This is a genomic window from Rhodanobacter sp. AS-Z3 (assembly GCF_029224025.1).
In the GTDB taxonomy this organism is placed as follows: Bacteria; Pseudomonadota; Gammaproteobacteria; order Xanthomonadales; family Rhodanobacteraceae; genus Rhodanobacter.
The window spans coordinates 2870613-2883096 of record NZ_CP119392.1; the positions used below are offsets into that span (position 1 = coordinate 2870613).

General features: G+C 62.1%; 13 protein-coding genes. 9 read left to right on the plus strand and 4 right to left on the minus strand.

Annotated features, from left to right (window positions below):
* Position 1: 1 nt before the first annotated feature.
* Genes PY254_RS12815 through PY254_RS12830 form a run of 4 tightly spaced genes read right to left on the minus strand, consistent with a single transcriptional unit; the run spans position 2 to position 2948 of the window.
* On the minus strand, positions 2–856 hold the full coding sequence (locus PY254_RS12815; RefSeq protein ID WP_281012431.1) for an HpcH/HpaI aldolase/citrate lyase family protein: 855 nt from the start codon (positions 854–856) through the stop codon (positions 2–4).
* Positions 853–1719 (minus strand): polysaccharide deacetylase family protein, encoded by an 867-nt coding sequence (locus PY254_RS12820; RefSeq protein WP_281012432.1) that lies wholly within the window; start codon positions 1717–1719, stop codon positions 853–855. The genes PY254_RS12815 and PY254_RS12820 overlap by 4 nt, the downstream gene beginning before the upstream one ends.
* Positions 1720–1742: 23 nt before the next feature.
* Complete coding sequence (locus PY254_RS12825) at positions 1743–2585, minus strand: SDR family NAD(P)-dependent oxidoreductase (RefSeq protein ID WP_281012433.1); 843 nt, start codon at positions 2583–2585, stop codon at positions 1743–1745.
* Between the two features lie 54 nt (positions 2586–2639).
* Entirely contained in the window at positions 2640–2948 is a 309-nt protein-coding gene (locus PY254_RS12830) for a RedY/HapK family protein (RefSeq protein ID WP_281012434.1), read from the minus strand.
* 165 nt (positions 2949–3113) lie between these two features.
* Between PY254_RS12830 and PY254_RS12835 the strand changes: the two genes are divergently transcribed.
* The 9 genes from PY254_RS12835 to PY254_RS12875 all read left to right on the plus strand — a co-directional run bounded on the left by PY254_RS12835 (position 3114) and on the right by PY254_RS12875 (position 12346).
* Positions 3114–4367, plus strand: a complete 1254-nt coding sequence (locus tag PY254_RS12835) for an MFS transporter (protein ID WP_281012435.1) — start codon at positions 3114–3116, stop codon at positions 4365–4367.
* A gap of 41 nt (positions 4368–4408) precedes the next feature.
* Positions 4409–5083, plus strand: coding sequence for an isochorismatase family protein (locus tag PY254_RS12840; protein ID WP_281012436.1), 675 nt, complete (start codon positions 4409–4411; stop codon positions 5081–5083).
* Complete coding sequence (locus tag PY254_RS12845) at positions 5080–6027, plus strand: polysaccharide deacetylase family protein (protein ID WP_281012437.1); 948 nt, start codon at positions 5080–5082, stop codon at positions 6025–6027. Before PY254_RS12840 ends, PY254_RS12845 begins: the two co-directional genes overlap by 4 nt.
* The gene (locus tag PY254_RS12850) at positions 6024–6962 is read left to right on the plus strand and encodes a polysaccharide deacetylase family protein (protein WP_281012438.1); all 939 of its coding nucleotides are present in this window, start codon (positions 6024–6026) and stop codon (positions 6960–6962) included. Before PY254_RS12845 ends, PY254_RS12850 begins: the two co-directional genes overlap by 4 nt.
* Positions 6963–7021: 59 nt before the next feature.
* On the plus strand, positions 7022–7933 hold the full coding sequence (gene prpB / locus PY254_RS12855) for a methylisocitrate lyase (RefSeq protein ID WP_281012439.1): 912 nt from the start codon (positions 7022–7024) through the stop codon (positions 7931–7933).
* A 12-nt stretch (positions 7934–7945) separates the two neighbouring features.
* A complete protein-coding gene (locus PY254_RS12860; RefSeq protein WP_281012440.1) occupies positions 7946–8620 on the plus strand; it encodes a hypothetical protein in 675 nt (224 codons plus the stop codon).
* A gap of 67 nt (positions 8621–8687) precedes the next feature.
* Entirely contained in the window at positions 8688–9179 is a 492-nt protein-coding gene (locus PY254_RS12865; protein WP_281012441.1) for a VOC family protein, read from the plus strand.
* A gap of 1 nt (position 9180) precedes the next feature.
* Positions 9181–9843, plus strand: a complete 663-nt coding sequence (locus PY254_RS12870) for a hypothetical protein (RefSeq protein ID WP_281012442.1) — start codon at positions 9181–9183, stop codon at positions 9841–9843.
* Positions 9844–10165: 322 nt separating this feature from the next.
* Positions 10166–12346 (plus strand): TonB-dependent receptor, encoded by a 2181-nt coding sequence (locus PY254_RS12875; protein WP_281012443.1) that lies wholly within the window; start codon positions 10166–10168, stop codon positions 12344–12346.
* The last annotated feature ends 138 nt before the right edge of the window (positions 12347–12484 follow it).

A 12484-nucleotide genomic window follows, 5' to 3' on the forward strand; every position in this document is an offset into this window, starting at 1 on the left:
CTCAGCCTTCGCGTGCACCATGCGCACCGAGCGCAATCGCACGCTCGGCCGCAATTTCAATCGGACGATCCACCAGCTTGCCGTCCAGCTGGATCGCCTCGCCGCGGTTTGCCTGCAGCGCGGCCACGACACGGCGTGCACGCTCCAGTTCATCCACGGTGGGCAGATAACGCTGCTGGATCGGGCCGACCTGGGCTGGATGAATCGCCGCCTTGGCTGTGAAGCCCAACGCAATCACCCGATCGGTTTCCGCCACCAGCGCGGCTTCATCCTTGATGTCGAGGAACGGCACGTCGATGCAGCCGATGCCCGCCTCGGCGGCGATCACGGCGAGCTGCACGCGTGGATGGAAAAAGCTTTCCCAGCTGGCGCGACCGCGCAGCGCCACGATGAAATCGAAGCCGCCAAACATCAGTGCCTGCAGCCGTGGCGTGGCAGCGGCGATCTCGCGGGCATCGAGCAGGCCGCGCGGCGTTTCGATCTGCGCGATCAGCAAGGTGTCGCGACCGGCCAGTACGGCGTCGGCCTGCAGCAATTCAGCGGCACTCTCGACCTTGGGCAGCATCACGAACGCCGGCGCCAGGCCGGAGTCTTTCAGTTCGGCCAGATCCTTCTGCCCCAATTCGGTGGACAACGGATTCAGGCGCAAGCCGATCTCGCTGCGTGAGGCGGGCGCATCGGCAAGGAAGGCGAACACCGAAGCGCGCGCACTGTCCTTGTCGCCCGGCGCCACCGCGTCTTCCAGATCGATGCAGACCTGATCGGCATCGGTGGCAATCGCCTTGGCGTAGCGCTCCGGACGCGAGCCGGGCACGAACATCAGGCAGCGACGCGGATTGATGAGGGCGTTGCTCATCGCGACGCCACCTCTTTGACGAAGTGTTCCGCGATACCACGACGTTTCGCATACCAGACGCCCTGCTTGTCGGCGACGTACTTCAGGAATTTCTCGAACGCGGCAATCCGACCCGGTCGGCCGATGATGCGCAGGTGCAGGCCCAGCGACATCATCCGTGGCGCATCGGCGCCTTCGGCGTACAAGGCGTCGAACGTATCAATCGCGTATTCGAGCCAGTGGCTGGGCAGATACGACGGCGCCAACCACATCTTCATGTCGTTGGTGTCTAGCTGATAGGGCACGATCACCATCGGCTGGTCCGAGCCTTCGACCGGCGCCCAGAACGGCGCATCGGCCGAGTAGTCGTCCATGTGGTAGAGGAAACCCTCTTCCTGCAGCAGGCGACGAGTCACGGCCGTGTGCAGGTAGCGCGACAGCCAGCCCACCGGACGCGTGCCGGTGGTGCGTTCGATGCTGTCGGCGGCCTTGCGAATGAACTCGCGTTCCTGCGTTTCGTCCAGCCGGAACTGATGGATCCAGCGCCAGCCGTGCGAGCACGTCTCGTGCCGACTGTGGTGCAGATAGGCGGCAATTTCGGGTGCACGCTCCAGCGACAACGCGGCGGCGGTATAGGTCGCGGTGACGTTGTACTTGTCGAGCAGCGCGGCCACGCGGGCATGGCCCTCGTTCACGCCATAGCGATAGTTCGACTCGTTGCCGTAGTTGCGTACCGGCTTGGTCAGATGCACCGCCAGCTCATCCACCGGCTCGGTGATCTTGTCGCCTTCGCCGACGTTGTATTCGGAACCTTCCTCGACGTTGACGACGATCGACAGCGCGAGTCGCGCTTTGTCGGGCCAGCTGTAGACGGGTTTTGACATGACAGGTTCTCTGGGGTCGCCGATTAATGATTTTCTTCGCCGCCGGAAACGTTCATCGCTTCGCCGGTGACGTAGTTCGCATCGTCCGAGCACAGGAACGCACAGGCGGCGGCGGTATCGTCCGGCAGGCCGGGACGACCCAGCGGAATGCGCTTGCGCATAGCCGCGAGATACTCCTCGACGCTCACGCCCTGCGCCTTGGCGAAGTATTCGTTCTGCCACGCGCCCAGGCCGGTGGTGACATGGTTCGGGCAAATCGCGTTGACGGTGATACCGTGCTGCCCCAGTTCCACCGCACCGACGCGGGTCAGCCCCACCAGTCCATGCTTGGACGAGCAGTAAGCGGAGGCAAAGGGGAAGGCCGACTTGGCGGCCTGCGAAGCGATATTGACGATGCGGCCACCCCGCCCCTGCGCAATCATCGCCTTGGCGGCGTGCTTCATGCACAGGAAGCCGCCACGCAGGTTGACGCCGAGCACGGCATCCCATTCGGAAGCCTCCATCTCGATGATCGGCTTCATCAGGTAACCGATGCCGGCGTTGTTGACCAGGATGTCGAGGCCACCGAAGCGCGCCACCACATCGGCAATCGCCGCCTGCACCTGGGCTTCTTCCAATACATCCAGCGTGATCGCCGTGCAGTCGCCGCCTTCGGCAACGATCGCTGCCGCCACCTGCTCCAGTGCTTCGTTGCTGCCCACCGCCGAAGCCGGCATCTCGGCACCGCGCACGTGGCCGATATCGGTGACCACGACGCGACAGCCTTCGGCGGCCAGTCGGCGGGCAATGCCCTCGCCCAGGCCACCAGCCCGACCGGCGCCGGTGATCAGCGCAACCTTGCCTTTCAATTCGGGATAACGGGACATCGGATCTTCCACACGTTGAGAGAGTTCAAGAGGGCAGCTCGCGCTGCTCGACCATCACACTGACTGCGTCAGGATGAAAACAGGGTTATCGGCAAACTGCTGGAACTGCGCCGCACCCTCCTGCACCGCCGGTGCACCCAGATCAGCGCCAAACGCGGCCATGTCTGGCACCCGGATGATTTCGACATATTCATAAGGCGGCTTGCCGTCGCCGATCAGCAGTCCGCTGCAGCGCAACACCTCGAAGCCATCCACTGAAGCCAGCGCATTGACGGTCGGCAGGTCACGTTCGCGCGCCCAACGCTCGTAATCGTCGCGGCTTGCGCCGGCTTTGAGGTTGAAAAGTACGATGACGGTATTCATGGCTTCCTCCTTGGCAACAGATTGTGGCACACTTTGTCCGGACAAAGTTTAGACATACGGATTGCTCGCGGTCAATGCCAACAACGCAGCAATTCGCCAACGCATGATGATCACCGTATCAAGCTGCTCGCCACCCCTGACTTCGATCTCCCGAGAGGTTCAACGATGAAACGCTACTACCCCTGGCTGATCGCGATTCTTGGCTTGTTGATGCTGATGGTCAGCAATGGCCTGACCATTACCGGCATCACCGCCTTCGATCCGTCGCTTCTCTCTGAATTCGGTTGGTCCCGCGCCGTACTGAAATTCCGTGACCTGCTGACCCTGCTGCTGGCCGGGCTGATGGCGCCGTTCCTCGGCATGCTGATCGATCGGGTCGGCCCGAAGCGGCTGGCGCTGGTCGGGTCGCTGATGCTCGCCGCCTTGTACTTCGCCTACGGCTACGTGCATTCGATCGGCATGGTCTACCTGATCCATGTTGGCTTCGCCGCGGTTCTGGTCGCAGCCGGACTCAACGTCGCCGTGATCATGGTTTCGCAATGGTTCGTGACCAAGCGCGGCGTCGCGCTCGGTATCACCCTGGTCGGCACCAGCCTGGGCGGCGTGGTGTTGCCCAAGATCATCGTGGCGATGCTGCCGGCACTAGGCTGGCGCGAAAGCTTCATGTGGCTGTCGGTGGTGCCACTGGTGCTGTTCGTGCTGGTGCTGTTGCTGGTACGCACCCCTGCGCAGATGGGCATGCAGCCGTACGGTGCCCGAGACGCGAAGGCCGGTGCTGGTGAGACTGCCGCCACGGATGAACTGCCGGACATCGGTTATGCGGCAGCCATACGCACACCCACCTTCTGGGCACTGGCGATGGTCGCGATGACGACCTTCTACAGCATCCTGTCCGTGTCGGCCCATCTGTTCCTGTACATGCGCGACATGGGTTTCGACCTTGCCACCGCGGGCAACGCCATGGCGGTGATGTACGGCATGGCGATGATCGGAAAATTCGTGCTGGGTTTCCTCGCCGACTACTACGCGCCCAAGCGGGTGTTCCTGATCAACATCGCGATCATGATCGGTGGCGCGGTGCTGCTGGCCGGCATGAAGCCCGGACTGATCTGGTATGCGCTGGTGCTGTTCGGGCTGGGCTGGGGCGGCTTGTACACGATGATCCAGCTGCTCGCCGTCAATGCGTTCGGACTGTCCTCGGCCGGCAAGATCCTCGGCACGATCACCTTGCTCGACGCCACCAGCGGTGGTCTGGGCATCTGGATCACCGCCTTGTTGTATGACCATTTCGGCAGCTACCACGTGGCCTTCCTCGTCATCGCCGTGTTGATCGTCGCCGCCTTCATTGCCGGCTTCAGGGTGCGCAACGAGCGCCAACAGCTGGTGCTGCAGGACGCGCCCAAGCCAGCCATGCGCTGACTGCAGCCGCCCATCAAATCCCACGTATCAGGAGAACCCACATGCCCGTGATGGAAACCTCAAGTCTGACTGCACGTGAATACTGGGAGCAGGTCAAAGCCAGGCCGAACCGCGCGAAATTCGGCTTCGGCAAGCGCCCGGCGCTGCTCAATATCGACGTGCAACGTGCCTATACGGACCTGGATGCGTTCAAGACCGCGTACCAGACCGATCCGCGCCAGATCGAATACATCAATAGGCTGGCCGTGCTATTCCGCGAGCGCAAGCTGCCGGTGATCTGGACCCACGTGGCCTACCTGCCGTCCGCCGAAGATGCCGGTGTGTGGGGCACGCGCACCGACACCGTCGACTCGCTGCAGAACATCAAACACGGTTCCGAGCGCGCCGAATTCGACCCGCGCGCGCAGATCGAGCCGAGCGACATCGTCATGCACAAGCGCATGGCCAGCCCGTTCTTCGAAACCAATCTGTGGTCGCTGCTGACCTTCCATCACATCGACACGCTGATCATCACCGGCGGCTCCACCTCCGGTTGCGTGCGGGCCTGCGCCATCGACAGCCTGTCGCGCGGCTTCCGCACCACCGTGGTGGAAGAATGCGTGGCCGACAAGCACGAGATTCCCCACTTCGCCAACCTGGCCGACATCATGCTCAAGTACGCCGATGTCGAATCCATCGCGACGGTGGAGGAAGAACTGCGCAAGGTATCGCCATGAACACGCCGCTCATCAAGACCCCGAAGTCCGATCCGGGCCTGTTCGACTACCTGCCGTATGACAGCCGCCCGAAAATCAGCTGGCCAAGTGGTGCACGGGTCGCATTGTGGATCGCGCCAAATATCGAGTTCTACGAATACGCGCCGCCACCCAACCCGCAGCGCAAACCGTGGCCACGCCCGCTGCCGGACATACTCAGCTACGCCACCCGCGACTACGGCAACCGCGTCGGTCACCAGCGCATGATGCGGGTGATGGACAAGTACGGCCTGCGCGGTTCGGTCTCGCTGTCGGCGGCCACGCTGATCCATCACCCCGAAGTGATCGAACTAGCGGCGGCGCGCGACTGGGAGTTCTTCAGCCACGGCATCTACAACACCCGCTACACCTATGGGCTGGACGAGGCGCAGGAGCGCGAGATGATCGAGGAGTCGATGGCGCTGATCAAACAGCACACCGGCCAGCACTGCGACGGTTACCTCGCGCCCGCGCTGTCGCACTCGGAAAGCACCATCGACCTGTTCGCCGAAGCCGGCGGAGCGTACACCTGCGACCTGTTCCACGACGATCAACCCACGCCGGTGCATACCCGCAGCGGCAAGCGCTTTGTCTCGGTGCCGTATTCGCTGGAACTCAACGACACGATCACCTACGTGGTCAACAAGATCGAGCCGCGCCGTTACGGCCAGATGATCAAGGACGCGTTCGACCGTCTGTACGCCGAAGGTGAACACAGCGGCACGGTGATGTGCGTGCCCTTGCATGCCTACCAGGTCAGCCATCCGCACCGCATCCGTGCATTCGAAGAAGCGATGGATTACATCTGCAGCCATGCCGGCGTGTGGAAGGCGACCGGCCGCGAGATCGCCCAGCACTATCTCAAGCACAGCTACGACGATGCGCTGGCCGCGATCGCAGCCGTGGCAAAGGAGGACGCAGCATGAGCATGGACCGCAGCTATCTCGAATATCCGATGCGTCGCCACGGCATGGACCAGGACCGCTACGCGTGGTCGATGCTGGCCGATCGCGCACCGGTCAACTGGCCGCAGGGCAAACCGCTGGCGCTATGGTTGAACCTGAGCCTGGAACACTTTCCGCTGGATGCGCGCGGCGAGGGCTTCAAGGCGCCGGGCAACATGACCATGCCCTACCCCGACCTGCGCCATTACACGCTGCGCGACTACGGCAATCGCGTGGGCGTGTTCCGCGTGCTGGATGCGCTGAAGAAACACGACCTGCAAGCCAGCCTCGCCGTCAACGGCGAGCTGGCGCAGCGCTATCCCGCACTTTTGCGTCGACTGCACGCCACCGGCTTCGAACTGCTCGGTCACGGCTGGAACATGGACAGCATTCATTACGGCGGCCTCGACCCTGCGCGAGAGCGCGAATGGATCGAGCGCAGTCTCGCCGCGCTGGCGCCGTATGCGTCACACCCGGTCCGCGGCTGGCTGTCGCCGGCGCGCTCGCAATCGGAAAACACGCCCGAACTGCTGCGCGCCGCCGGACTCGACTGGTGCGCGGACTGGGTCAACGACGAACTGCCCTACGCCTTCCACACCCGCGAAGGTGACTTGTCCATCATGCCGCTGTCGCTGGAACTGGAAGACCGCTTCATCGTCGGCGACAACCTGCATGCCGAATCCGACTACGCCGACGAGATCATTGACGCCTGCGACTTCCTGCTCGACGAAGCCCGTCGCACCGGCCACGGCCGGATGCTGGCGTTGAACATCCACCCGTGGGTGATGGGCCAGCCGCATCGGATCAAGCATCTCGAGAGGATCTTCGCTCACTTCGCCACGCACACCGACGCGATCTGGAACGCCGCACCGTCAGAGATTCTCGCCGCCGCCCATCCGGCAAAGTCGCCCGCGTGACCCCCGCCACAACGTCACACTTGTCCACCCACCCATCCATCACAAAGGCGGTTCCAACCATGACCACCCTCCCCAGTCCCGGTGCCAACTTCCGCCAGGCGCTCGCCGATGAAAGCCCGCTGCAAGTGGTTGGCACCGTCAATGCCAACCATGCCCTGCTCGCCCAGCACGCCGGTTTCCGCGCGATCTATCTCTCCGGTGCCGGCGTGGCTGCCGGATCGCTGGGTCTGCCGGACCTGGGCATCAACACGCTCGATGACGTACTGACCGACATCCGTCGCATTACTTATGTCTGCGATCTGCCGCTGCTGGTCGACATCGACACTGGCTTTGGCCCGAGCGCGTTCAACATCGCGCGCACCGTGCGTTCGTTGATCCGGGCTGGTGCCGCGGCATGCCACATCGAAGACCAGGTCGGCGCGAAACGTTGTGGACATCGGCCGAACAAGGAAATCGTCTCGGCCGGCGAAATGGTCGATCGGGTCAAGGCTGCCGTCGACGCCAAGACTGATTCAAACTTCTTCCTGATCGCGCGCACCGACGCCATTGCGGTACAGGGCGTGGATGCCGCGATCGAACGCGCGCTGGCCTGCGTCGAAGCCGGTGCCGATGGCATTTTCCCGGAGGCTTCTTACGACCTGGAAACCTATCGCCGCTTCGTCGATGCAGTGAAGGTGCCCGTGCTGGCCAACCTTACCGAGTTTGGCCAGACCCCGCTGTTCAGCCGCGACGAACTGGCCACGGCCGGTGTGGCGATGCAGCTGTATCCACTGGCGGCATTCCGGGCAATGAACAAGGCCGCCGAGAACGTCTATGCGGCCATTCGCCGCGACGGCCACCAGCGCAACGTGGTCGACACCATGCAGACGCGTGAAGAGTTGTACCAGTGCATCGGCTACCACGAGTTCGAGCGCAGCCTCGACAGGGTGCTGGCTGCCAAAAGGGTCAATGACACCAACAACGGAAAGTAATCCGGGATCGACATGACCCATTTGCTATACCCGACCCTGCTGTTCGCGCACCTGCTGTTGTTCGTCCTGTGGCTGGGCGCCGACGTCGGCGTCTATCTGCTCGGCCAGCATTTCCGCAAACGTGAGCGCTATACGCTGGACCAGCGTCTGGCGCTGCTGAGGCTGTTGGTTGAAGTGGATATGGTGCCGCGCACGGCGTGGGCGCTGATGGTGCCGATATCACTCAGCCTGGTCACTGTGGGTCGCTATTGGATCGTGCCGGGATGGGGCCTCGCGCTGGCCTGGATGGTCGGCGCGATCTGGATTGCGCTGGTGTGGGACGCGCATGCCCATGATCAGACCCCGCGTGCGGCGCGCGACCGCAGGATCGAATCGGTGTTGCGCTACGCGCTGGCGATTTTCTATCTCGGCCTGGGGCTGGTCTCGCTGTGGCGCGGCGCCCCGCTGGCGCCGCACTGGCTGGCCACCAAGGCGCTGATGTTCGGCGTGATCTTTGCCGCCGCCATCATGATCGACGTCCGCTTTCGGCCGGTCGGCCCGCAGTTGCTCAAGCTGATCCGGGAAGGCTCCAGCGACGCCACCGAAGTGCCGTTGTTGCGGACCATGAACCGCACCCGGATCTGGGTCTGGATCGTCTATCTGATGTTGCTGGCTACGGCGTGGCTGGGCGTGGTCAAGCCGTTTTGACTGCCGAGTACGGCCACACGGCAGTCACTGCCGCAGCGCATGTCAATGGGGACTATCGGGTGATGAAATGCATCTGCAATTCGAGCGCTTTACCATTTTCTGCCGTGACCTGCAGGCGTCGCTGGCGTTCTACCGCGATGTCCTGGGTCTGATCGTCGTCGAGGAAAAACTCCTCGAAGGTGCGGCAGCGGGTGCACTGTTGCAGCTACCGCCGTGCCGCATGCAGATCGCCTTGCTGGCTGCCGCCGTCGACGCGCCGGTGATCGTCGGCCTGTTCCAGATCAGCGATACACCCATGGCAACGCTGCAGCCGCCGCTTGTTCAACCCGCCTGCAGCCAGACGGCGCTGGTGCTTTCCACCAGCAATTTCGACGGCCTGCACAACGCACTCAGTGCGGCCGGCAGCCGATTCCTCACGCCACCGGTGCGCTATCCCAAGCGTCAGGCCAGTGAACGTTCTCCGGCAGGCGTTTATCGGGAAATGATCGTCTACGACCCGGACAACATCCCCGTCAGCATCCTGCAAGTGGAACCTTTCGCAGAAGCTGGAGCGAACTAGCATGCTTCTGCAGACGCTACTGGTCGTGCATATCGCCGTACTCGGCTACTGGCTGGGTGCCGAACTGGTGATCAACAGTACCTACCGCTACGTTTCTTATGGCAGCGAGATACCGTTTGCCGAACGCAGTCGGCTGATGGAACACGTGATGCATGTCGACCAGCATGTGCGTTACGCACTGGTGCTGCAGGCTGGACTGGGTTTTGCACTGGCTGCCTTGTATGGGTTCGTGCCAGGTGGCGAACGCACCGCGTGGCTGGCTGCAGGTCTGTGTGCCCTGTGGCTGGCGTTTGTCGAGGCTACACACCGCTGTCGCCATCGGGCGAGCGGTCGTACCTTGGGTGCCATTGACCGTGGCTCGCGTTATGTCCTCATCGCGCTGCTGCTTGCCATCGCCATCGGCCTCATCGGCGGAAGCTGGCCGATGCCGCGGTGGTTGCACCTCAAGCTGGCGCTGTACGCAGGCGTGATGGCCAGCGGCATCGGCATCCGGCTGGCCCTGATCGGTCACTTCCGCACCTGGCAAGTGATGGCCCGCGAAGGTCCCGATGACCTTACCAACGCCATCATCCGTCAAACCTATGTACGCGCGACTTCAGTATTGGGCGTGCTGTGGCTATTGATTCTCGCGATCGTCGTGGTCAGCGTCTGGAAACCGGGATGAGCCAAGACGCAGCCTGATGAGCGTGTCAAATGCGACGCGTGTCAACACACACGAGGCCGCCGGGAACTGGCGTCTCGCCTAACCTTCAGCGACTGACTGAAGCCGATGCACCTCACATGCACAGCCACTTTCATGCCAGACCAACGGCTGCCTGCCCCTACCCGTTCATTGCTGCGTCGCGGCACGAACGCCTTGCCAAATAGTGTTCAAACCTTCTTGATTGTCCGGACAAACTAAAAGATACTGCGGCGACATTGTTATAGATGCATAACATTAAGATCAATACTCGAAATACCACCCGTCCACTGTCGTCGAGGTAATTATGAGCATGTATCTGAGCCGCAATCTGCTGGCCTCGTCGATCTTTCTGGCCATGCTGGCCACCCAGGCCTACGCGCAGGACCCCGCCAGCTCAACGCCATCGAATGGTGCGCCGGCAGCCGGGCAGGAATCACCGACAAGCCAGGCTCCGGTGGCGGAAAAGAAAGCGGTGCAACTGCAGAACGTCACGGTCACCGCTCAACGTCGCCAGGAATCGGTCCAGAAGGTACCGATCAGTATCACCACGCTGGACTCGATCCAGCTGCAGCGGATGAACGTCACCCGCATCGACGACATGAAGTTCGTGGTGCCCAACGTGGTGATCGAGCAGAACACCGCTCTCAATACGGGGCTGAAAATCTTCATGCGTGGTGTTGGTCAGGATGAATCCATGTTCACCGCCGAGCCTGCCGTCGGCCTTTACCTCAACGACGTCTACATTCCCCGGATGACCGGCGCGATGCTTTCGGTCTTTGACGTGGAGCGCATCGAAGTGCTGCGTGGACCCCAAGGTACGCTGTTCGGCCGCAACGCCACCGGCGGCGCGATTCGCTACATCACCAAGAAGCCCACCGGTGAAACCTATCTGAAGCTGAATGCATCGGTGGGCAATTACGGTCGCCGCGACCTCGGCCTGAACTTCAGCACGCGGCTCGGCAAGGATATCGACGTCACCGGTGCCGTGATGTCGAGCAATCGTGCGGGCTATATCCACGACCTTACCCACAATCGCGATGTCAACAACGTTCACCAGAACGCCGCGCGAACGACCGTGGCGATGCCCTGGGGCGACAGCACCTATGCCACGTTGAACCTTGATTACACGCGCGACACGTCCGGCGCCACCTACGCCGTGCCGGTCAAGCTGGATACCAACGGCAAGCTGGTGCCGGTGCTGGGCAGCTTTTACGACACGCGAACCAATACGCCCGGCTCCAATATCCTGCGCAGCTGGGGTTCGTCGTTGACCACCGACACCGACCTCGGCACCGTGTCATTGCGCAATGTCCTAAGTGCCCGCGGCCTCGACAATGAGTTCTACGAAGACCTCGATGGCACGGAACAGACGCGTTACCACCTGTACCAGAATCAGAAAGAACGTTCGTACAGCTATGAAGCGCAGTTGATCTCCCAGCTAACAGGTCCGTTCAGTTGGGTGGGCGGTTTCTACGCCTTCCGCGAGACCAACTCGCAGCCCACCCGCAACGACATCTTCGGCCCCGGCGCCACCAACTACATCAGCCAGCAGGACAATGCCTACGCACTCTACTGGCAGGGCGACTACGCCTTCACCGACCGTCTGAAACTGACTGGTGGCGCGCGCTACAGCATCGAGAAGAAAGACTTCCTGGTGGTCTCCGTGAGACCCAATGGCAGTCAGGCCTTCACCGTTGCGAAGAGCAATCGATGGAAGCGTCCGGACTGGAAACTGGCGCTGGACTACGACTTCGCCGAAAACGTGATGGGCTACGCCAGCCTGACCACCGGGTTCAAGAGCGGCGGCTTCAACGGTCGCGGAACCACCGTGGCAGCATTGGGAAGCTTCAACGCGGAAACCCTCACTGCCTACGAAATGGGCATCAAGAGTTCCCTGCTCGACAATCGTGTCCGCTTCAATATCGATTACTACCGTAACGACTACGCGGGTATCCAGCTGTCGGCCGTCGATCCCAACGGTGTGTTCTCGGTCACCAATGCCACCGGCGCCGTACTGTCAGGCGTGGAGATGGATGCCCAGGCACAGGTGACCGATGCATGGCAGGTTGGCGGTGGTTTCGGCACCATTGATGCGAAGTACCAGAACTACGCCCCGGTAAACGCTGCCACATTCGCCGGCATGGACTTGAAGGATGCGCCCAAGTTTCAATGGCATCTTTCCACGACCTACATCCAGTCACTGGCCAATGCCGACCTGATCTGGACGGCGGCAGTGAAGTACACCGACAAGTACTACGAGAACCAGGCGCTCTCCCCGATCATCATGACGCCGACCCATCTCGACGCGCGTGCACGCATTTCGTACGAGCCCAGAAACGCCAACTGGTCAGTGGCCCTGTGGGGCAACAACCTCACCAACAATCACATCTCGGCCGGCGGCTTCGACATTGCCGGACTCGGCATCGCCGTGATCTATCCAACCATGCCCCGCACTTATGGCGTGGATTTCAAATATCGCTTCTGAAGACAAGACCCTCCCCGGCGTCTTCTCTTGGCTCCCAATCCATGCGGATTGGGGGCCAATTTTTTGTCCGCGAATCGCTGGCAGCGTTTGACGGAAGATACCCAAGAAGCCCCTGCGCCCGCCGGGCAGGAGCTCCAC

What these genes read in the sequence shown, in the direction of transcription:
- PY254_RS12815 (WP_281012431.1), bottom strand. Translation starts at nt 856, where the DNA reads ATGAGCAACGCCCTCATCAATCCGCGTCGCTGCCTGATGTTCGTGCCC.
- PY254_RS12820 (WP_281012432.1), bottom strand. Translation starts at nt 1,719, where the DNA reads ATGTCAAAACCCGTCTACAGCTGGCCCGACAAAGCGCGACTCGCGCTG.
- PY254_RS12825 (WP_281012433.1), bottom strand. Translation starts at nt 2,585, where the DNA reads ATGTCCCGTTATCCCGAATTGAAAGGCAAGGTTGCGCTGATCACCGGC.
- PY254_RS12830 (WP_281012434.1), bottom strand. Translation starts at nt 2,948, where the DNA reads ATGAATACCGTCATCGTACTTTTCAACCTCAAAGCCGGCGCAAGCCGC.
- PY254_RS12835 (WP_281012435.1), top strand. Translation starts at nt 3,114, where the DNA reads ATGAAACGCTACTACCCCTGGCTGATCGCGATTCTTGGCTTGTTGATG.
- PY254_RS12840 (WP_281012436.1), top strand. Translation starts at nt 4,409, where the DNA reads ATGCCCGTGATGGAAACCTCAAGTCTGACTGCACGTGAATACTGGGAG.
- PY254_RS12845 (WP_281012437.1), top strand. Translation starts at nt 5,080, where the DNA reads ATGAACACGCCGCTCATCAAGACCCCGAAGTCCGATCCGGGCCTGTTC.
- PY254_RS12850 (WP_281012438.1), top strand. Translation starts at nt 6,024, where the DNA reads ATGAGCATGGACCGCAGCTATCTCGAATATCCGATGCGTCGCCACGGC.
- prpB (WP_281012439.1), top strand. Translation starts at nt 7,022, where the DNA reads ATGACCACCCTCCCCAGTCCCGGTGCCAACTTCCGCCAGGCGCTCGCC.
- PY254_RS12860 (WP_281012440.1), top strand. Translation starts at nt 7,946, where the DNA reads ATGACCCATTTGCTATACCCGACCCTGCTGTTCGCGCACCTGCTGTTG.
- PY254_RS12865 (WP_281012441.1), top strand. Translation starts at nt 8,688, where the DNA reads ATGCATCTGCAATTCGAGCGCTTTACCATTTTCTGCCGTGACCTGCAG.
- PY254_RS12870 (WP_281012442.1), top strand. Translation starts at nt 9,181, where the DNA reads ATGCTTCTGCAGACGCTACTGGTCGTGCATATCGCCGTACTCGGCTAC.
- PY254_RS12875 (WP_281012443.1), top strand. Translation starts at nt 10,166, where the DNA reads ATGAGCATGTATCTGAGCCGCAATCTGCTGGCCTCGTCGATCTTTCTG.